This is a genomic window from Acidovorax sp. NO-1 (assembly GCF_000238595.1).
GTDB lineage: Bacteria > Pseudomonadota > Gammaproteobacteria > Burkholderiales > Burkholderiaceae_C > Acidovorax.
This window is the reverse complement of record NZ_AGTS01000055.1, coordinates 18,160-37,696: the sequence shown is the minus strand read 5'-3', so window position 1 is coordinate 37,696 and position 19,537 is coordinate 18,160. Positions and strand designations below refer to the sequence as shown.

Sequence of the window (19,537 nt, the reverse complement as noted above, 5' to 3'; positions counted from 1 at the left end):
CTGTGGCTTTCAGGCCGCCAGACCGTTTGCCCCCTCAGCGCAGATACAAGTGGTTGGTGTGCTTGACCTCCTCCATCACCGCATAGGTGCGGGTCTCGCGCACGCCGGGCAACTGCCACAGCACATTGCCCGCGAACACGCGGTAGGCGTTCATGTCGGCGGAGCGGGTCTTGAGCAGGTAGTCGAACCCGCCCGCCACCATGTGGCATTCCATGATCTCGGGGTGCACCTGCACGGCGGCCTTGAACTGGTCGAACACGTTGGGCGTGGTGCGGTCGAGCAGCACCTCCACAAACACCAGCATGCCGGCGCCCAGCTTCAGGGGGTTCAGGCGCGCCTCGTAGCCCAGGATGAAGCCGTCGCGTGTGAGGCGCTGCACGCGCGCCAGCACGGCCGTGGGCGACAGAGCCACCGCCTCGGCCAGCTTGAGGTTGGCAATGCGGCCGTCTTCCTGCAGGATTGACAGGATCTTGCGGTCAATTCGGTCGATATCGGGATCTGCTTGCATTTTTGATAGTCATTAATTCGGCGTCAGATGCAATTTTCGAACATTTATTTAGCATCAGTGCAAGGATCATTGCCATCAACATGCCAAACAGGCTTTTGGCCCACAAATCCACCGAAAGACACCGCCATGACGCAGCCCAATACCCAGCCCTCCGCCCCGTTTGCAGACTTCGCACCCCGCACACCGCTGAACAACCCGCTGCGCGCCGCCATCACCGCCGCCACCCGCCGCCCCGAACCCGAAGCCCTGGCCCCGCTGCTGGCCCAGGCCCGCCTGCCTGCTGACCATGCGGCGTCGGCCCAGCAACTGGCCCTGCGCATTGCCAAAGCACTGCGCGAACGCAAGGCCAGCGCCGGGCGCGCGGGCATCGTGCAGGGGCTGCTGCAGGAGTTTTCGCTGTCGTCGCAAGAAGGCGTGGCGCTGATGTGCCTGGCCGAGGCGCTGCTGCGCATCCCCGACAAGGCCACACGCGATGCGCTGATCCGCGACAAGATCAGCCACGGCCAGTGGGATGCCCACCTGGGCAAGAGCCCGTCGCTCTTCGTCAACGCCGCCACCTGGGGCCTGCTCATCACCGGCAAGCTGGTGGCCACACACAGCGAAGGCAGCTTAGGCAACTCGCTCAGCCGCCTGATCGGCAAAGGCGGCGAGCCCCTGATCCGCAAGGGCGTGGACATGGCGATGCGCATGATGGGCGAGCAGTTTGTGACCGGCGAAACCATTGACGAAGCCCTGCGCAACGCCCGCACCATGGAAGCCGAGGGCTTTCGCTATTCGTACGACATGCTGGGCGAGGCCGCGCTGACCAGCGAAGACGCCCAGCGCTACTACGCGTCGTATGAGCAAGCCATCCACGCCATCGGCAAGGCCTCTGCCGGACGCGGCATCTATGAAGGGCCGGGCATCTCCATCAAGCTCTCGGCCCTGCACCCGCGCTACAGCCGCGCACAGTTTGGCCGTGTGATGGATGAGCTGTACCCGCTGGTGTTGCGCCTGACCGCGCTGGCCAAGCAGTACGACATTGGCCTGAACATCGACGCCGAAGAAACCGACCGGCTGGAGCTGTCGCTGGACCTGCTGGAACGCCTGTGCCACGAGCCCACCCTGGCGGGCTGGAACGGCATTGGTTTCGTCATCCAGGCCTACCAAAAGCGCTGCCCGTTCGTCATCGACTGCGTGGTGGACTTGGCCCGCCGCACCCAGCGCCGGCTGATGGTGCGCTTGGTCAAGGGCGCGTACTGGGACAGCGAGATCAAGCGAGCCCAGGTCGATGGCCTGGAGGACTACCCCGTCTACACCCGCAAGGTGCACACCGACATCTCGTACATCGCCTGCGCACGCAAGCTGCTGGCCGCGCCCGAGGCCGTATACCCCCAGTTCGCCACGCACAACGCCGAGACGGTGGCCACCATTTACCAACTGGCAGGGAGCAACTACTACGCCGGGCAGTACGAGTTCCAGTGCCTGCACGGCATGGGCGAGCCGCTGTATGAGCAGGTGGTAGGTGCCATCACCGCGGGCAAGCTCGGCCGCCCCTGCCGCATCTACGCCCCCGTGGGCACGCATGAGACGCTGCTGGCCTACCTGGTGCGCCGCCTGCTGGAGAACGGCGCCAACACCTCGTTCGTGAACCGCATTGCCGATGAAACCATTCCTTTGGATGAGCTGGTGAAGAGCCCCGTGTTGGTGGTGGACCAGCAAGCCGCTGCAGAAGGTGCCGCTGGCCTGCCCCACCCCGCATTGCCACACCCCAGGGGCTGTATGGCGCGCACCGCGCCAACTCGCGCGGGCTGGATCTGTCGAACGAAAACACGCTGACCGAACTGGCCGCCGCCCTGCAAGCCACGGCCGCCCATGCCTGGACTGCTGCCCCGCTGCTGGGCACCGATGCCCCTGCAGGCTCGACCCAGCCTGTGCGCAACCCCGCCAACCACAGCGACGTGGTGGGCCAGGTGCAAGAGGCCACCACTGCCGACGTGGACCAGGCCCTGGCCCATGCCGAGGCCGCCGCAGCCCCCTGGGCGGCCACACCGCCCGCCGAGCGTGCTGCCGCGCTGCTGCGCACGGCCGACTTGCTGGAGGAGCGCATCCAGCCCCTCATGGGCCTGCTGATGCGCGAAGCAGGCAAGAGCGCCAGCAACGCCATCGCCGAAGTGCGCGAAGCCGTGGACTTCCTGCGCTACTACGCAGCCCAGGTGCAAAGCACCTTCGACAACGCCACCCACATCCCGCTGGGCCCAGTGGCCTGCATCAGCCCCTGGAACTTCCCGCTCGCCATCTTCATGGGCCAGGTGGCGGCCGCGCTGGCCGCTGGCAACCCCGTGCTGGCCAAGCCGGCAGAGCAAACCCCGCTGATCGCCGCCGAGGCCGTGCGCCTGCTGTGGCAAGCCGGTGTGCCCCGTGCGGCGATGCAACTGCTGCCCGGCCAGGGTGAGACCGTGGGCGCGCGCCTGATCGGTGACGCCCGCGTGATGGGCGTGATGTTCACTGGCTCCACCGAAGTGGCGCGCATACTGCAACGCACCGTGGCCGGGCGGCTGGACGCTGCAGGCCGTCCCATCCCGCTGATTGCTGAAACCGGCGGGCAGAACGCAATGATCGTGGACTCGTCCGCCTTGGTCGAGCAGGTGGTGGGCGATGCGGTGTCGTCCGCCTTTGACAGCGCAGGACAGCGCTGCTCGGCGCTGCGCGTGTTGTGCGTGCAGGAAGATGCCGCGGACCGCGTGGTGGAGATGCTGCAAGGTGCCATGGGTGAACTGCGCGTGGGCAACCCTGGCGAGCTGCGCGTGGACGTGGGCCCGGTGATCGACGCCGAAGCACAAGCGGGCATCACCCAACACATCGAGAACTTCAAGGCCCAAGGCCATAGGGTGTTCCAGCACCCGCAGCACCTTGCGACCGCGACCAGCCAAGGCACTTTTGTGCCCCCCACGCTGATCGAGCTGAACCACATCGGCGAGCTGCAACGCGAAGTCTTCGGCCCTGTGCTGCACCTGGTGCGCTACGCCCGCAACGACCTGGACCAGTTGCTCGACCAGATCAACGCCACCGGCTACGGCCTGACGCAAGGCGTGCACACCCGCATCGACGAAACCATTGCCCGTGTGGTGAACCGGGCCCACGCTGGCAACGTGTACGTCAACCGCAACATGGTCGGTGCCGTGGTGGGCGTGCAGCCGTTTGGCGGCGAGGGCCTGTCGGGCACGGGGCCCAAGGCAGGCGGGCCGCTGTACCTGCTGCGCCTGGTGTCGCAGCGCCCGGCCGATGCGCTGGCGCGCACCTTTGCCGAGGCTGACCGCACCAGTCCGCCCGACACCGAGCGGCGCGAGCGCCTGCTGGCACCGCTGACCACGCTGGAGCAATGGGCCCAACTCCAAGGCAACGCCGCGCTGGCGGCCACCTGCCAGCGCTTTGCCCAACAAACCCAAAGCGGCACCGCCCGCACCCTGCCCGGCCCGACGGGCGAGCGCAATGTGTACACCTTGGCCCCACGTGCCCGCGTGCTGTGCCTCGCGCAGAGCGCGGACGACCTGCTGGTGCAGACGGCCGCCGTGCTCGCCACCGGTGGCACGGCCCTGTGGCCCAACGCCCAGGCCCAACTGCGCACGCCATTGCCCACGCTGGTGCAAGCGCAAATCCTGCTGCAGGACAACACACTGAACGATGGCACGCTCGCGCTGGACGCCGTGTTGCACCATGGCGACGCCCCATCGCTGCAGGCGGTGTGCACCGCCCTCGCCCGCCGCGCCGGGCCCATCGTGGGCGTGACCGCGCTGCAGCCCGGCGCCACCGACATTCCGCTGGAGCGCCTGCTGATCGAGCGTGCGCTCAGTGTGAACACGGCAGCTGCTGGTGGAAACGCGAGCCTGATGACGATTGGATGAGCGTCCAGCACCGGACGGCCAGTCATCGTGAAGAATTTGAATCAAATTGGCCGCTAGCGCTTATTCATCAAGCGCTATATGCTATTGATTCAATAGCAATCAAGATGCCGATGCCAGCGGCAGATTGAGCAACAGGTTCTGCGGCTTGATGCGCACCACGCCATCAGCATTGGTGGCGAGCCCCAGGTACACCGGCTTGCCCGCCACATCGACGCGCATCTCGGCCGGGTTGGCAAAAGTCAGCGTGAACAGGCTCACCAGACGCTGCATGCGCTCGGCCTCCACCGGCCGGTCCTGGTACAGATCATTCAGGATGGCAGTGGACTCCACATCCAGCCCCACATGCCAGCGCCACGCGCTGTCGGTGACCTGGTGCACAGGCTCGATCTGCACTTGCACGCCCAGCAAGTGGGCGACCCAGCGCTCCAGCACCCGCGCCAGCGCCTTGAGGCCCGAGCGGGCGCGGGTCATCTTGAAGGTCAACCCATGGCTCAGGTCCTGCGTCAGCTCATGGGTCAGGTCGAGCAGAAAGTGGTGGCGGTCGCTCTCCTGCCAATATTGCGCCGCATTGTCGGCCGACAGCACCTTGACCTGCGCCGTGGGCTGCAGTGCGCCGCTTTGCAGCAGCAACCGCCCCACCTCACCCAGGCCCGCGGTCTCATTGAGCATGTCGAGCGTCGCCCGGTCGCCCGCCAGCATTTGCCCGTCTTGCAGGGTGATGCGCTGCGGCCGAAACAGCATTTCGGCGGCGCGGGCTTCGAAGGCGTCGTTGCAGTTGTCCAGCAGGTTGCGCAGCAGCGCCTGCACCACGGCGTCGATGAACACGGCAGGAACGTTCACCACCCCACTGCGCATGAGTTGAAGGTAGTAGGCCTCTAGCGTGCCGGCGGTTTGCAGCGCATCGCGAAAGCGCAGAAACACCGCGTAGTTCTCGCGGGCGTCGTCGTCCTGCACAGCGGCCAGCTCACTGGCTGAAACAGCCCGCAAGGGCTGCGCCGCCAACGATTCGTGCAGGGCGATTTCTGCGGCGCATGACTCGGGTACCAGCGCCAGCTCGGGGCGGGCCAGCACCTGTACAAAGTAGTCACCGGTAGGGATCAGCCACCCGCGTTCAGTGCGCACCAGCGTGCGAAAGCCGCAATGGAGCCAGAAATCAGTCCCAAACGTCATAGCAGAGATATCAGGAGGTGGTGATCTGCGCAAAGGGAGGGATCACTCCCACTCGATGGTCGCAGGCGGCTTGCTGCTCACGTCGTAGGTCACGCGGTTGATGCCACGCACTTCGTTGATGATGCGGCCCGACACCTTCTTGAGCAGGGCGTAGGGCAGCTCGGCCCAGTCGGCGGTCATGAAATCGCTGGTCTGCACGGCGCGCAGGGCCACCACGTAGTCGTAGGTGCGGCCGTCGCCCATCACGCCCACGCTCTTGACGGGCAGGAAGACGGTGAAGGCCTGGCTGGTGAGGTCGTACCAGGTCTTGCCGGTGGCTTCATCCACGAAGTTGCGCAATTCTTCGATGAAGATCGCGTCGGCGCGGCGCAGCAGGTCTGCGTATTCCTTCTTCACTTCGCCCAGGATGCGCACGCCCAGGCCGGGGCCTGGGAACGGGTGGCGGTAGACCATCTCGGGCGGCAGGCCCAGAGCCACGCCGAGTTCGCGCACTTCGTCCTTGAAGAGGTCGCGCAGGGGCTCCAAAAGCTTGAGGCCCAGCTGCTCGGGCAGGCCGCCGACGTTGTGGTGGCTCTTGATGGTGACGGCCTTTTTGCTCTTGGCGCCGCCCGATTCGATCACGTCGGGGTAGATGGTGCCCTGGGCCAGCCACGTCGCGCCTTTGACGGTGCGACCTCCCGCCTCGCCCTTGGCCCCCTCGCCCTTGAGCTTGGCGGCTTCCTGCTTGAACACATCGACGAACAGGCCACCGATGATCTTGCGCTTTTGCTCGGGCTCGCTGACACCCGCCAGCTTGCCCAGGAACAGGTCGCTGGCGTCGACGCGGATGACCTTGGCGTGCAGCTTGCCGACGAACATGTCCATGACCATGTCGCCCTCGTTCAGGCGCAGCAGGCCGTGGTCCACGAACACGCAGGTGAGCTGGTCGCCGATGGCACGGTGGATCAGCGCTGCGGCCACGGACGAATCCACGCCGCCCGACAGGCCCAGAATCACTTCTTCATCGCCCACCTGCTGGCGGATCTGCTCCACCGCCTCGGCAATGTGGTCGCGCATCACCCAGTCGGGCGTGGTGCCGCAGATGCCGAGCACGAAGCGCTCGAGCAGTGCCTTGCCTTGCACGGTGTGCGTGACTTCGGGGTGGAACTGCACGGCGTAGAAGCGGCGCGCCTCGTCGGCCATGCCCGCGATGGGGCAGCTGTCCGTGCTGGCCATGAGCTTGAAGCCTGGCGGCATTTCTGTGACCTTGTCACCGTGGCTCATCCACACTTTGAGCATGCCGTGGCCTTCGGGTGTGGTGAAGTCGGCGATATCTTTGAGCAGCGCCGTATGGCTGCGTGCACGAACCTCGGCATAACCAAACTCGCGGGTATGACCCGCCTCGACCTTCCCGCCCAGCTGCTGGGCCATGGTCTGCATACCGTAGCAAATGCCCAGCACGGGCACACCCAGCGAGAACACGGCGTCCGGCGCTTTGTCGTCCACCTCGTACACGCTGGCGTGGCTGCCCGAAAGGATCACACCCTTGAGCGAGCCATCCTTGGCGTAGTCACGCACCCACTCGTCGCTCACGTCGCACGGGTGCACTTCGCAATACACATGGGCCTCGCGCACGCGGCGGGCGATGAGCTGGGTGACTTGCGAACCGAAGTCGAGAATGAGGATTTTCTGGTGTTGCATGGCGATTTAGAATGAAATCAGCCCCTGGCGCTTAATGGGCAAGCGCCAGGGGCTATCAAAACAATAGCATCGGACAATCAGTCAGCGCGGTAGTTGGGCGCTTCCTTGGTGATCTGCACGTCGTGCACATGGCTTTCGCGGATGCCGGCGGTGGTGATCTCGACGAACTCGGCCTTGTTGTTCATCTCTTCGATGCTGGCGCAGCCGCAGTAACCCATGGCCGCACGCACGCCGCCCGCCATCTGGTACACGATGGAAACCATCGAGCCCTTGTACGGCACACGGCCTTCGATGCCTTCGGGCACCAGTTTGTCGGCATTGGGGTTTCCGGTGCTCGACTCCTGGAAGTAGCGGTCGGCACTGCCCTGCTGCATGGCGCCGATGGAGCCCATGCCGCGGTAGCTCTTGTAGCTGCGGCCCTGGAACAAAATGACTTCGCCGGGAGCCTCTTCGGTGCCCGCAAACATGCCGCCCATCATGATGGAGCTGGCGCCTGCGGCCAGCGCCTTGGCGATGTCGCCGCTATAGCGCACGCCACCGTCGGCAATCAGCGGCACGCCGGTGCCGCGCAGTGCTGTGGCCACGTTGTCGATGGCCATGATCTGCGGCACGCCCACGCCCGCCACGATGCGGGTGGTGCAGATGGAGCCAGGGCCGATGCCGACCTTGACGGCATCGGCCCCGGCCTCGACCAGCGCCAGAGCGGCTGCGCCGGTGGCGATATTGCCGCCAATCACATCGACCTGCGGATAGTTCTGCTTGACCCAGCGCACGCGCTCGATCACACCCTTGCTGTGGCCGTGTGCGGTGTCCACCACGATGGCATCGACGCCGGCCTTGACCAGGGCCTCGACACGCTCTTCGGTGCCCTCGCCCACGCCCACCGCCGCGCCCACGCGCAGGCGGCCCGAAGGGTCGCGTGCAGCGTTGGGGAAGCTGGTCTGCTTGGTGATGTCCTTCACCGTGATCAGGCCCTTGAGCTCAAAGGCGTCGTTCACCACCATGATGCGCTCAAGCTTGTGCTTGTTGAGCAGCGCCTTGGCCTCGGCCGGCGTGGTGTGGTCCTTCTCGTTGACGGTGATGAGCTTTTCTCGCGGCGTCATGATCTGGTGGACCTTGACGTCATAGCGGGTCTCGAAGCGCAGATCGCGGCCCGTGACGATACCGACCACCTTGCCACCATCGCACACCGGGAAGCCCGAAATGCCCAGTTGCTCGGACAGTTGCAGCACCTGCAGCACCGTGTGCTCGGGGGTGATGACCACCGGGTCGCGCAGCACGCCCGACTCATACCGCTTGACCTTGGCCACATGGGCGGCCTGCTCTTGCGGGGTGAGGTTCTTGTGCACGATGCCGATGCCGCCCTCCTGGGCAATGGCAATGGCCAGGCGCGCCTCGGTCACGGTGTCCATGGCGGCGGACACCAGCGGCAGGTTCAGTTGGATATTGCGGGAGAGTTTCGTCGCGAGGGACGTGTCCTTGGGCAGGACCTGGGAGTACGCTGGCACCAGCAACACATCGTCGAAGGTGAGCGCTTTTCCAAGAAGGCGCATGAGAAAGCTCCAAAAAACGGATTGTACCCGCGGCAAAGGAGCCTGCCGGGTCGGGAGTGCCGAAAGCGACAACCGATCTCAGCGATCGCGGTTTTCGCCGGGGTTGCAGCCCCGTAGCCGCAGCTGCGGGGCAAAAAGCCGGCAGAAAGGTGCCGCTGTGGTCGATTTCGCCGGCGATTCCACGTCCCACATCCGCCAGATGTGGCGAAAACGCGCCCTCCCGTCGGTAACGCACTGGCGGGGGGGAGTCACATGGATAAACTTGTCCGCATGAAAATGCACAAGCTTCTCCTGCTGGCCGTGGCCTGCACCTGGGCCATGGGCGCGGCGGCGCAATGGCAGTGGATCGACAAGGACGGCCGCAAGGTCTTCAGTGACCGCCCTCCCCCACAGGAAATCCCGGACAAGAGCATCCTCAAACAACCCGGCGGCGGCGTACCGCGCGCGGCTCCGGCGCCCGCCGCTGTGCAGCCCGCAGACGGTGCGCAGGCAGCCGCAACCGCACAACCCGCTTCGGCGCCCAGGGTGGCTGCAAGCGCTCCTGGCAGTGGCAAAGACAATGCCCTGGAAGAGAAGAAAGCCCAAGCTGAAGCCGCCGAAGCTGCCAAGCAGAAGGCCGAGGAAGAAAAACTGGCCAAAGCCAAGGCTGACAACTGTGCCCGTGCGCGGCAGGCAAAGGCAGCATTTGACTCCGGTCGGCCCATCACCCAGTCCAATGCCCAGGGTGAGCGCGTGTTTCTCGATGAAGCAGGACGCGCCGCCGAAGCCCGCCGCATTGACGGGATCATCGCGGCCGACTGCAAACGCTGACAGGTTGCTGCCCGCCCCGTCGGCAGGGTCAGTAGCCGGACTTGCCCCCGGGCCTCTGGCGCGCAAACAAGCCGGTGGTACGGGCACCCTGGCGCGCAAAGCGCTCGCGTCGGGCGACTTTGGGGTCTACCTTCAGCGGCCGGTAGATCTCTACACGGTCCAGATCCTGAAGCGGTGCATCCACCCCCACGCTCCGGCCCCAGATTCCCAGCAGCGGTGCACCGCCGCCCTGCAGCCCCGCCAGCCGATCTGCGCCACATGCGCGCAGCGCGTCACCCGCCGTGGCACCCACAGGGAGCTCCAGCTCCCATTCCTGCGTCTGCCTCGGGGCCACACACACCACCACCGTGACCCGAACGCACGCGCCGGCCACGCGGTCAGCCATATACCTGCTCTGCCCGCTTGACAAATGCATCCACCATGCTGCCCGCGATACGGTCAAACACGGGGCCCACAAGCGTCGCCAACGCAGCGCTGTCAAAACCGTAGTTCAGCAGCAGCTCCACCTTGCAGGCGCGCTGCGAGCCATCCCCCACGGGGTGGAAGTGCCAGTCCCCATCGAGGCGCGAAAACGGGCCTTTGACAAGGTGCATCTGCACGCGCCTTCCGGGTTCGTGCGTGTTGCGTGTTACGAAGGTCTGGCGGATGCCGCTGAATGCGATGCCCACTTCGGCGGTCATGCCCTCGTCGCTGCGCTCCAGCACGCCCGCGTGGTCGCACCATGGCAGAAACTGCGGGTATTGCTCCACCCCGGTCACCAGGGAAAACATTTCTTCGGGGCTGTACCAGATGAGGACGGACTTGTGAACGGTTTTCATGCAGACGTTGCAGTGCTGGGGCCAATGTGCGCTGGCAGGAGGAAACTAGAATCACAGCCAGCGGCACTGCGCATTGTAGGGAGGCCTTTTAACTCCCGGTTTGTGCCGCATCTACATCCCCATGGCCAAAAAACCCGATTCAGCGTCCCGCATCGCCGACAACAAGAAAGCGGCTTTCAATTATTTCTTTGAAGAACGCCACGAGGCGGGCATGGTGCTGCACGGCTGGGAGGTCAAGGCCTTGCGCGAGGGCAAGGTGCAACTGACGGACGGTTACGTGCTGATCCGCGACGGCGAGTTGTACCTGCTGGGCTGCCTCATCCATCCACTCAAGACGGCCTCCACCCACGTCAATCCTGAATCGGCGCGCACCAAGAAGCTGCTGCTCAAGAAGGACGACATCAAACGCCTGATCGGCAAGGTCGAGCAAAAGGGCTACACGCTGGTGCCGCTGAACCTGCACTGGAAGAACGGCTTTGTGAAATGCGAGATCGCCCTGGCCAAGGGCAAGGCCGAGCATGACAAGCGCGACACCATCAAGGACCGGGAAGGCAAGCGCGAGGTGGAGCGCGCCATGAAAAGCAGGAACAGGTAACCCAGCTAGCCCGCTGAGGCAACCGCGATGCTGCAGGTAGCGGCAGTTGGTGTGCAGCGCGGCCCCTGTGCCACCAACGAGCCACCGCTCAGGGCCAGCAAGGCGCCCAGTGGCGACTACAGCGTCATACGGTGGTGTACCCGGAGCTGAGCCCCTGACGCGCCGCTTTGAGCCTGCTCACGATCTTGCAATGGATCGTGAACACGCTCTGAGGACTCGGCACGACCAGGGCACGCCCCAGTCAGTTGAGGTGGCCCAGCGGGTGCGCATGCGCCGGCCAAGGGCTCTTGAAGAAGTCCTGCACCAGCGCCGGGTTCACATCCTCGATGCGATCGGGGCTCCACTTCGGCTGGTGGTCCTTGTCCACCGCCAGCGCACGGATGCCTTCCACCGTCTCACTCTGGCCGGGCCGCAGGTAAAAGCAGTGCCGCACCATGTCGCGCTCCATGCGCAGGTCGTCGGCCAGGTCCATGCCGCGTGCGCGGCGGATCTGCTCCAGCACCACATGCAGCATCAGCGGCGAGCGCTTGCGCAGCGTGGCGGCGGTGGTACGGGCCCAATCGCTGTCCGCGCCTTCCAGCGCTTTCACGATGGCCGGCACATCATCGAGAGAAAAATATTGGTCAATTTGGCCTCCAGCGCTTATAGAACAAGCGCCAGCAGCTACAAATTTTGAAGCAACCCATTGCTGCGCCGCGGCGCCGTCTGCAAAGGTTTGTGCGCCCAGGGCGTCCCACACCGCGGCCTGCTGGTCTGCGGCCAGGAAGCCGTCGGCAAGCTTGAAGGCAATGGCGTCTGCGGCGCCGATGGTGTCCCCCGTCAAGGCCAGCCACTCGCCCACCCGGCCGGGGCAGCGCGAGAGAAAGTAGCCGCCGCCCACATCCGGGAACAGGCCGATGGCCGTCTCCGGCATGGCCATCTTGGTGCGCTCGGTCACGATGCGCAGGCTGCCACCCTGGCTGATACCCATGCCGCCGCCCATGACGATGCCGTCCATGAAGGCAATGTAGGGCTTGGGATAGTTGTGGATCAGGTGGTTGAGCGCGTATTCCTCGGTAAAGAAATCTTCGAGCTGCGGATTGCCCGTGCTGCCTGCCTGGTGCAGGAAGCGGATGTCACCGCCTGCGCAGAAGGCGCCAAACGGACCTTCCTTGTTGCTGCCGCGGATGGCCACGGCCAGCACCCGCGCATCGTCCTGCCAGGCCAGCAGGATGCCCATCAGGTCCCGCACCATGCCGAGCGACAACGCATTGAGCGCACGCGGGCGATTCAACGTGATGAAGCCTACCTGGCCACGCACTTCACTCAGTACTTCCGACACCACCGTCTCCGTCATTTCTGTTCCTTCCAACCCAACAGTTCATTGAAAACCAGCGCACCGATCACCAGTGCGCCCCCCGTCAGCACGGCAGCGGCGGGTCGTTCGCCCGCGCCCAGCCATGCCAGCAAGATGCCAAAGATTACTTCGAGCAGCCCGAGCAGCGCCATCTCGGGTGCCTTGAGCACGCGCCCGCAGCGCACGGCCAGCACGCACGGTATGGCCAATTGCACCACGCCCAGCAGCGCCAGCAGGCCCAGGTCGTGCCATGACGCCTGAAAAGGCAGAGCCACCGGCAGCGTGGCCACCACCGAGATCACCGCCCCCACCAGCACGGCGGGCACCAGGTCCACCGCGTGGCCATGGCGCTGCGAATGCTGCACCACCGTCCAGTTGATGGCCGCGGCCACCGGAACACACAAGGCAACCAGCGTGCCAACGATGGGCAGGCCTGCCATCTGCGAGCCATACATCCACGCAATACCGAGGCCAGCCACCGCAATCGCCACCCACGTGCGCGGTGCAATATGGTGGCCGATGAACACACGGGCAAACAGCGCGGTCAGCAGCGGCCCCACGGCCATGGTCACCAGCACATTGGCGACCGGCATGAGCATGATGGCCACCATGAAGGCGGTGAACATGACGCTCCAGCACACGCCAGAAATCCACAAGGCGCGCCCGCTGTGGCGCATCGACGTGAACACCGCCCTGCCCTGCAAGGTCGGCAGGATGATGAGCAGCGCCACCAGGGTGAAGAAGCTGCGCCAGAAGGTGACTTCAAAGCTGCGCGCATGTTCAAGATGGCGCGTGACCACACCGGCGATGGACCACATCAGGGTCACGGCCACCATCAGAAAAACGGCACGGGAGTGGGTGAGTTTTGGCATAGCTGCGACGGGCGGAAAAAAGGCCACTGCATGGCAGTGGCCCTTTTGGCAAACGCTCAGCCCATCAGGACCGCGAAGCGCGCTTGCGCTCGTTTTCGGTCAGATGGCGCTTGCGCAGGCGGATCGACTTGGGCGTGATTTCGACCAGTTCGTCGTCCTCGATGAATTCCACGCCGTATTCCAGCGTGAGGTCGATCGGGGGCGTGATCTTGATCGCGTCTTCCTTGCCGGAGACGCGGAAGTTGGTCAGCTGCTTGGTACGCGTGGCGTTCACCACCAGATCGTTGTCGCGGCTGTGGATGCCCACGATCATGCCTTCGTACACGGGGTCGTTGGCCTTCACGAACATGCGGCCACGGTCGTCCAGCTTGCCCAGGGCATAGGTGAAGATTTCACCGTCGTCCATGGAGATCAGCACGCCGTTCTTGCGGCCACCGATCTCGCCCTTGTGCGGCTCGTAGCTGTCGAAGATGTTGCTGATGAGGCCGGACCCACGCGTCAGGTTCAGGAATTCGTTGGTGAAACCGATCAGGCCACGGGCCGGGATGCGGTACTCCAGGCGAACGCGGCCACGGCCGTCGGACTCCATGTTCACCAGCTCGCCCTTGCGCTCGCCCAGGGCCTGCATCACGCCGCCCTGGTGGCCTTCTTCGATGTCGGCTGTCACCAGCTCGATAGGCTCGTGCTTGACACCGTCGATGTCCTTGAACACCACGCGGGGCTTGGACACGGCCAGCTCGTAACCTTCGCGGCGCATGTTTTCCAAGAGGATGGTCAGGTGCAGTTCACCACGGCCCATCACTTCGAAGATGCCTTCTTCGTCGGTTTCGTTCACACGCAGGGCCACGTTGTGCTGCAGTTCCTTTTGCAGGCGGTCCCAGATCTGGCGGCTGGTCACGAACTTGCCTTCGCGGCCGGCCAGCGGGCTGGTGTTCACGCAGAAGTTCATGGTCAGCGTGGGCTCATCCACCTTCAACATGGGCAGCGGCGCGGGGTTGGCGGGGTCGGTCACGGTCACGCCGATACCGATGTCTTCAATGCCGTTGATCAGCACGATGTCGCCAGGGCCCGCCAAGGGGGTCTGCATGCGATCGAGACCCTGGAAGGTCAGCACCTGGTTCACACGGCCCTTCACGGCCTTGCCATCAGGGCCTTCCATGACGATCACGTCCTGCATGGGCTTCAGGGTGCCCTGGCTGATGCGGCCCACGCCGATGCGGCCCACGAAGCTGGAGAAGTCCAGCGCAGAGATCTGCAGCTGCAGCGGCGCATTGGCATCGCCCGTGTTGGGCGGAACGTGCGAGAGGATGGTATCGAACAGGGCCGACATGTCGGGGCCCCACTGCTCACCGGGCGCGCCTTCTTCCAGCGACGACCAGCCGTTGATGCCCGAGGCGTACACGACGGGGAAGTCGAGCTGCTCATCGGTAGCACCGAGCTTGTCGAACAGGTCGAACGCGGCGTTCACCACCTTGTCGGGGTTGGCACCGGGCTTGTCCACCTTGTTCACCACCAGGATGGGGCGCAGGCCCAGGGCCAGTGCCTTCTTGGTCACGAAACGCGTCTGGGGCATAGGGCCTTCTTGCGCATCGATCAGCAGCACCACGCTGTCCACCATGGACAGCGCACGTTCCACTTCGCCGCCGAAGTCCGCGTGGCCGGGGGTGTCCACGATGTTGATGTGCGTACCCTTCCAACTCACGGCACAGTTCTTGGCCAGGATGGTGATCCCACGCTCTTTTTCAATCGCGTTGTTGTCCATCACGGTGTCCACGACCTTCTCGTGGTCGGCAAAGGTGCCGGACTGGCGCAGCAGCTGGTCGACCATGGTGGTTTTGCCGTGGTCAACGTGGGCAATGATCGCGATATTGCGGATTTGTTTCGTCGTCATAGTTTTTCCAATGTGCCGCTGGCTTGAGGGTGCGGCATGCCTTCCAAAATTTGTTGAATTTCCAGCGGACTCAGGAGCCTGTCCGGCACCAGCTCCCCGCCCACGATGTGGCCCACCCCCAGCAACGCCGGTGGGTTCTCGCCAAACACCGCCACGGCACTGGCATCGGGCCAGTTGCCACGGCGACGCACGCCCGACAGGAATCGGGCTGCATTTTCACTGTCCAGCGTGACACGCACGTGGTGGGCCAGCAGGGACTCGGGCGCCTCCAGGCTGGCCAGGCGCTCCGCCTCGGGCATGGCCTCCAGCTGGGCCAGTGTCACGCAGCGCTCCACGCCAATGCCACCGGTATCGATGCGGCGCAGGAACGTCAGGTGCGCGCCGCAACCGAGCGCCGCGCCGATGTCTTCGCCCAGCGTGCGGATGTAGGTGCCTTTGCTGCAGGTCACTATTATTTTGATAGCTGTTTGCGCTTTATCCGTCTGCGTCAAGGTCAGTTTTAATGCATGAATGACCACGTCGCGCGCCTCGCGCTCTACGGTGACACCGGCCCGTGCGTATTCGTACAACGCCTTGCCATCTTTCTTGAGCGCGCTGTGCATGGGCGGCACCTGGCGAATGGGGCCGGTGAACTGCTGCTGAACTGCGGCGAGGCGCTCGGGCGTGAGCTGCGCAGGGTCCACATCACAGCGCTGCACCACATCACCTTCGGCATCGCCAGTGGTGGTGGTGGTGCCCAGCAGGGCGATTGCCTCATAGGTCTTTGGAGCGTCCAGCTGCAGCTGGCTGAATTTGGTGGCGGCGCCGAAACACAGCGGCAACACGCCTGTGGCGAGCGGGTCCAGCGTGCCCGTGTGGCCCGCTTTCTCGGCGCGCAGCAGCCATTTCGCCTTTTGCAACGCGTCATTGCTCGACAGGCCGAGCGGTTTATCCAGCAGCAACACCCCATGCACAGGGCGCCGCTGCACCCTGGTGCGTGGCGCGTGCATAGGCTAGTCCTCTTTCGCGCGCGAAGAAACGGCCTTGGCGATCAAGGCGTTCATGTCAGCCGCACGCTCGGAGGTGCGGTCGAACACGAAGTGCAGCGTAGGCACGGTGTGGATGTGCAGACGCTTGAACAGACCGTTGCGCAGGAACCCGGCTGCCTGGTTGAGCGCTGCCTGGGTTTCCACAGGGTCGCCTGTGAGCAGGCTGAAGAACACCTTGGCGTGGGCGTAGTCGGGAGTCACCTCCACACCCTGCAGCGTGACCATGCCCACGCGCGGGTCTTTCAACTCGCGCGCGATCAGCTCCGTCAGATCGCGCTGGATCTGATCGGCCACCTTGAAGGCGCGGTTCGGTGTAGAAGATTTCTTCGCAGCCATGTTGTCAGCAGCTTTCCAGCACGGATTCATTCACCTGTGACCCATGCACTTGGCGGGGTTCATGCGAGTGCCCCCGCGCAAGGGCCGCCCCGCCGCGCTGGGGGCGTCCCCCTCCCGACTCGCACAGCGAGTCGAGAGAGGGGGAAGGCGTAAAGCGACTCAGGGGGTGACTCATAGAGTTCTTGCGATTTCCTTGATGTCAAAGAACTCGAGTTGATCGCCTTCCTTGATGTCGTTGTAATTCTTGAGCTTGATACCGCACTCAAAGCCTTCCTTGACATCCTTGACATCGTCCTTGAGGCGCTTGATCGAATCGACTTCGCCCGTGTAGACCACCACGTTGTCGCGCAGCAGACGGAATTTGGCGTTGCGATGGACCATGCCGGACGTGATGTACGAACCGGCCACAGTACCGATCTTGGAGGCCACGAACACGGTGCGGATTTCGGCCGTGCCAATGACTTCTTCGCGCTGCTCAGGTGCCAGCATGCCGGACATTGCCACACGCAGCTCGTCCACAGCGTCATAGATGATGCTGTAGTAGTGCAGATCAACACCATTGCCTTCGGCCAGCTTGCGCGCACCGGCATCGGCACGCACGTTGAAGCCGATCACGATGGCCTTGGATGCAATCGCCAGGTTGATGTCGGACTCGCTGATCGCACCCACGGCGGCGTACACCAGTTGCACCTTGACCTCGTCGGTCGAGAGCTTGAGCAGCGACTGGGCCAGCGCTTCCTGCGAGCCTTGCACGTCGGCCTTGACGATGATGGGCAGGGTCTTGACCTCGCCCGCCGTCATGTCGGCGAACATGTTTTCCAGCTTGGCAGCCTGCTGCTTGGCCAGCTTGGTGTTGCGGAACTTGCCTGCACGGTAGGTGGCGATCTCACGGGCACGGCGTTCGTCCGTGAGCACCATGAACTCGTCACCAGCCTGCGGAACTTCGGTCAGGCCCTGGATTTCCACGGGGATCGACGGACCGGCCGTCTTGGCGACCTTGCCGTTCTCGTCCAGCATGGCGCGCACGCGGCCATAGGTCTGGCCCGCCAGCACCACATCGCCGACCTTGAGCGTACCGGCCTGCACCAACACCGTGGCCACCGGGCCGCGGCCCTTGTCGAGCTGCGCTTCGATCACGAGGCCCTTGGCCAGGGAATCGACGGGCGCCTTGAGCTCCAGCACTTCGGCCTGCAGCAGCACCTGCTCCAGCAGGGTGTCGATACCCATACCGGTCTTGGAGGACACGGGCACAAAGGGCGAATCACCGCCGTATTCTTCAGGCACCACTTCTTCGACCACCAGCTCCTGCTTGACGCGGTCGGGGTTGGCATCGGGCTTGTCCGACTTGGTGATGGCGACCACGATAGGAACACCCGCCGCCTTGGCGTGCTTGATGGCTTCCTTGGTCTGTGGCATCACACCGTCATCGGCAGCCACCACCAGAATCACGATGTCGGTGGCCTGCGCACCACGGGCACGCATGGCCGTGAAGGCCTCGTGACCCGGGGTGTCGAGGAACGACACCATGCCGCGTGGCGTTTCCACGTGGTAGGCACCAATGTGCTGGGTAATGCCACCGGCTTCGCCCGCAGCCACCTTGGCGCGGCGGATGTAGTCCAGCAGCGAGGTCTTGCCGTGGTCCACGTGGCCCATGACGGTCACGACGGGAGCGCGCGGCAGGAGTTCGACGTTTTGCTGGCCCGAATCCTCATCGGTAAAGGCTTCCGGATCGTCCAACGCCGCCACCACGGCCTTGTGGCCCAGTTCTTCCACCACGATCATGGCGGTGTCCTGGTCCAGCGGCTGGTTGATGGTGACCATCTGGCCCATCTTCATCAGCGCCTTGATGACCTCGTTGGCCTTGATGGACATCTTGTGTGCCAGCTCGGCGACCGTGATGGTCTCGGGCACGTGCACTTCAATCGTGCGCGCTTCGACCGGCGCGGATTGCTGGTGGTCATCGCGGTGGTCGCGGTTGTCACCACGGCGGCCACGGGGGCCACCACGCCAGTTGTTGCGACCGACGCCGCCACTGCTGTCGCCGCGGGTCTTGATTTCTTTCTTCTTGGCGGTGTCATTGGCCCAGCTGGAGGACAGCTTGGCCGACTTCACTTCCTTGCCAGCGCCCGGCGCCGCGGCACCAGCCGCTGCAGGAGCGCCCGCACGCGGCACGCCCGTGCCGACGGCAGGCTTGTGCAGGGTGCCCTTTTTGGCATCGCCCACGGCAGCGGGCTTGGCAACAGGCTTGGCTTCCTCGGGCTTCTTGGCCACCATGACAGCCTTCTTGGGTGTGGCCATCATCGAACGGATGGCGGCAGCTTCGGCCTCGGCCTTGCGGCGGCGTGCATCCAGATCAGCAGCACGGGCGGACTCCTCGTCCGAGCGTGCCTTCGATTCGGCAGCAGCCTTTTCGCGCGCCTCGTTCTGCGCAGCAGTGCGCGCGGCGGCTTCGGCGGCCTGCTCACGGGTGGCTTCCTGCTTGACGGCAGAGGCCTGCGCCTTCTTTTCGGCTTCCTGGGCGGCGTAGGCGGCAGCGCGCTCTTCGGCTTCGCGTTCGCGCTTCTCGCGGGCTTCGCGCTCTGCGCGCTTTTCGGCGAGTTCAGCTTCCTGTCGACGGATCAGTTCGGCCTGACGACGGGCTTCTTCCTCGCGGCGGGCCAGTTCCTGATCCTCACTCGAGACGGCAACCTGCTCGACCATGGGCTCGCGCGCTTCAGCCACGGCTTCTGCGCCTTCGTCACGCTGGATGAAAGTGCGCTTCTTGCGCACCTCTACCTGGATCGTGCGGGCCTTGCCCGTGGCATCCGCCTGCTTGATCTCGCTGGTGGACTTCTTCACGAGCGTGATTTTCTTGCGGTCGGCCGAGGCCGTACCGTGGCTGGCCTGCAGGTAAGCCAGCAGTTTTTGCTTGTCAGACTCGGTCAACGGATCAGACAGGGCAGCCTTGCCCACACCGGCAGCCTTGAGCTGATCGAGCAGGATTTCGGGCGATTTTTTGAGTTCGGTTGCAAACTCGGCGACAGTATTACTGGACATATGTGGTTCGTGCCTCCCTG

14 protein-coding genes and 1 pseudogene are annotated in these 19,537 nt (G+C 64.5%); 3 read left to right on the top strand and 12 right to left on the bottom strand.

Translation table 11 applies throughout. The features are described from left to right. Positions 1-34: 34 nt before the first annotated feature. On the bottom strand, positions 35-508 hold the full coding sequence (locus tag KYG_RS06330; protein WP_008904018.1) for an Lrp/AsnC ligand binding domain-containing protein: 474 nt from the start codon (positions 506-508) through the stop codon (positions 35-37). A 27-nt stretch (positions 509-535) separates the two neighbouring features. On the opposite strand from KYG_RS06330, the pseudogene putA reads away from it, so the two are divergent. Continuing rightward, positions 536-4,392: pseudogene (gene putA / locus KYG_RS23230) on the top strand (trifunctional transcriptional regulator/proline dehydrogenase/L-glutamate gamma-semialdehyde dehydrogenase). 99 nt (positions 4,393-4,491) lie between these two features. Here putA and KYG_RS06315 read toward each other — a convergent pair. From KYG_RS06315 to guaB, 3 genes are all read right to left on the bottom strand, one after another. After that, entirely contained in the window at positions 4,492-5,562 is a 1,071-nt protein-coding gene (locus KYG_RS06315) for a DUF6352 family protein (RefSeq protein ID WP_008904015.1), read from the bottom strand. A 42-nt stretch (positions 5,563-5,604) separates the two neighbouring features. Beyond that, the gene (gene guaA, locus KYG_RS06310) at positions 5,605-7,242 is read right to left on the bottom strand and encodes a glutamine-hydrolyzing GMP synthase (RefSeq protein WP_008904014.1); all 1,638 of its coding nucleotides are present in this window, start codon (positions 7,240-7,242) and stop codon (positions 5,605-5,607) included. A 77-nt stretch (positions 7,243-7,319) separates the two neighbouring features. Then, a complete protein-coding gene (gene guaB, locus KYG_RS06305; RefSeq protein ID WP_008904013.1) occupies positions 7,320-8,795 on the bottom strand; it encodes an IMP dehydrogenase in 1,476 nt (491 codons plus the stop codon). Positions 8,796-9,065: 270 nt separating this feature from the next. Between guaB and KYG_RS06300 the strand changes: the two genes are divergently transcribed. Next, complete coding sequence (locus KYG_RS06300) at positions 9,066-9,605, top strand: DUF4124 domain-containing protein (protein WP_008904012.1); 540 nt, start codon at positions 9,066-9,068, stop codon at positions 9,603-9,605. A gap of 28 nt (positions 9,606-9,633) precedes the next feature. On the opposite strand, the gene KYG_RS06295 is transcribed toward KYG_RS06300, so the two are convergent. Both KYG_RS06295 and KYG_RS06290 read right to left on the bottom strand, forming a co-directional pair. After that, positions 9,634-9,990 carry an RnfH family protein gene (locus tag KYG_RS06295; RefSeq protein ID WP_008904011.1) on the bottom strand — a complete coding sequence of 119 codons (357 nt, stop codon included), beginning with the start codon at positions 9,988-9,990 and terminating at the stop codon, positions 9,634-9,636. Further along, positions 9,983-10,423 carry a type II toxin-antitoxin system RatA family toxin gene (locus tag KYG_RS06290; protein WP_008904010.1) on the bottom strand — a complete coding sequence of 147 codons (441 nt, stop codon included), beginning with the start codon at positions 10,421-10,423 and terminating at the stop codon, positions 9,983-9,985. The genes KYG_RS06295 and KYG_RS06290 overlap by 8 nt, the downstream gene beginning before the upstream one ends. Positions 10,424-10,544: 121 nt before the next feature. Between KYG_RS06290 and smpB the strand changes: the two genes are divergently transcribed. After that, a complete protein-coding gene (gene smpB / locus KYG_RS06285) occupies positions 10,545-11,018 on the top strand; it encodes an SsrA-binding protein SmpB (protein ID WP_008904009.1) in 474 nt (157 codons plus the stop codon). Positions 11,019-11,259: 241 nt separating this feature from the next. On the opposite strand, the gene KYG_RS06280 is transcribed toward smpB, so the two are convergent. The 6 genes from KYG_RS06280 to infB form a co-directional block, all read right to left on the bottom strand. Continuing rightward, a complete protein-coding gene (locus KYG_RS06280) occupies positions 11,260-12,354 on the bottom strand; it encodes an enoyl-CoA hydratase/isomerase family protein (protein ID WP_008904008.1) in 1,095 nt (364 codons plus the stop codon). Continuing rightward, the gene (locus tag KYG_RS06275; protein ID WP_034693423.1) at positions 12,351-13,226 is read right to left on the bottom strand and encodes a DMT family transporter; all 876 of its coding nucleotides are present in this window, start codon (positions 13,224-13,226) and stop codon (positions 12,351-12,353) included. Before KYG_RS06275 ends, KYG_RS06280 begins: the two co-directional genes overlap by 4 nt. A 64-nt stretch (positions 13,227-13,290) precedes the next feature. Continuing rightward, positions 13,291-15,117, bottom strand: a complete 1,827-nt coding sequence (typA, locus tag KYG_RS06270) for a translational GTPase TypA (RefSeq protein ID WP_008904006.1) — start codon at positions 15,115-15,117, stop codon at positions 13,291-13,293. Beyond that, positions 15,114-16,106 carry a tRNA pseudouridine(55) synthase TruB gene (truB, locus tag KYG_RS06265; protein WP_008904005.1) on the bottom strand — a complete coding sequence of 331 codons (993 nt, stop codon included), beginning with the start codon at positions 16,104-16,106 and terminating at the stop codon, positions 15,114-15,116. The genes typA and truB overlap by 4 nt, the downstream gene beginning before the upstream one ends. 3 nt (positions 16,107-16,109) lie before the next feature. Continuing rightward, positions 16,110-16,481, bottom strand: a complete 372-nt coding sequence (gene rbfA, locus KYG_RS06260) for a 30S ribosome-binding factor RbfA (protein ID WP_008904004.1) — start codon at positions 16,479-16,481, stop codon at positions 16,110-16,112. 171 nt (positions 16,482-16,652) lie between these two features. Beyond that, positions 16,653-19,517, bottom strand: a complete 2,865-nt coding sequence (gene infB, locus KYG_RS06255) for a translation initiation factor IF-2 (RefSeq protein WP_008904003.1) — start codon at positions 19,515-19,517, stop codon at positions 16,653-16,655. Positions 19,518-19,537 lie beyond the last annotated feature (20 nt).

What these genes read in the sequence shown, in the direction of transcription:
- KYG_RS06330 (WP_008904018.1), bottom strand. Translation starts at nt 508, where the DNA reads ATGCAAGCAGATCCCGATATCGACCGAATTGACCGCAAGATCCTGTCA.
- KYG_RS06315 (WP_008904015.1), bottom strand. Translation starts at nt 5,562, where the DNA reads ATGACGTTTGGGACTGATTTCTGGCTCCATTGCGGCTTTCGCACGCTG.
- guaA (WP_008904014.1), bottom strand. Translation starts at nt 7,242, where the DNA reads ATGCAACACCAGAAAATCCTCATTCTCGACTTCGGTTCGCAAGTCACC.
- guaB (WP_008904013.1), bottom strand. Translation starts at nt 8,795, where the DNA reads ATGCGCCTTCTTGGAAAAGCGCTCACCTTCGACGATGTGTTGCTGGTG.
- KYG_RS06300 (WP_008904012.1), top strand. Translation starts at nt 9,066, where the DNA reads ATGAAAATGCACAAGCTTCTCCTGCTGGCCGTGGCCTGCACCTGGGCC.
- KYG_RS06295 (WP_008904011.1), bottom strand. Translation starts at nt 9,990, where the DNA reads ATGGCTGACCGCGTGGCCGGCGCGTGCGTTCGGGTCACGGTGGTGGTG.
- KYG_RS06290 (WP_008904010.1), bottom strand. Translation starts at nt 10,423, where the DNA reads ATGAAAACCGTTCACAAGTCCGTCCTCATCTGGTACAGCCCCGAAGAA.
- smpB (WP_008904009.1), top strand. Translation starts at nt 10,545, where the DNA reads ATGGCCAAAAAACCCGATTCAGCGTCCCGCATCGCCGACAACAAGAAA.
- KYG_RS06280 (WP_008904008.1), bottom strand. Translation starts at nt 12,354, where the DNA reads ATGACGGAGACGGTGGTGTCGGAAGTACTGAGTGAAGTGCGTGGCCAG.
- KYG_RS06275 (WP_034693423.1), bottom strand. Translation starts at nt 13,226, where the DNA reads ATGCCAAAACTCACCCACTCCCGTGCCGTTTTTCTGATGGTGGCCGTG.
- typA (WP_008904006.1), bottom strand. Translation starts at nt 15,117, where the DNA reads ATGACGACGAAACAAATCCGCAATATCGCGATCATTGCCCACGTTGAC.
- truB (WP_008904005.1), bottom strand. Translation starts at nt 16,106, where the DNA reads ATGCACGCGCCACGCACCAGGGTGCAGCGGCGCCCTGTGCATGGGGTG.
- rbfA (WP_008904004.1), bottom strand. Translation starts at nt 16,481, where the DNA reads ATGGCTGCGAAGAAATCTTCTACACCGAACCGCGCCTTCAAGGTGGCC.
- infB (WP_008904003.1), bottom strand. Translation starts at nt 19,517, where the DNA reads ATGTCCAGTAATACTGTCGCCGAGTTTGCAACCGAACTCAAAAAATCG.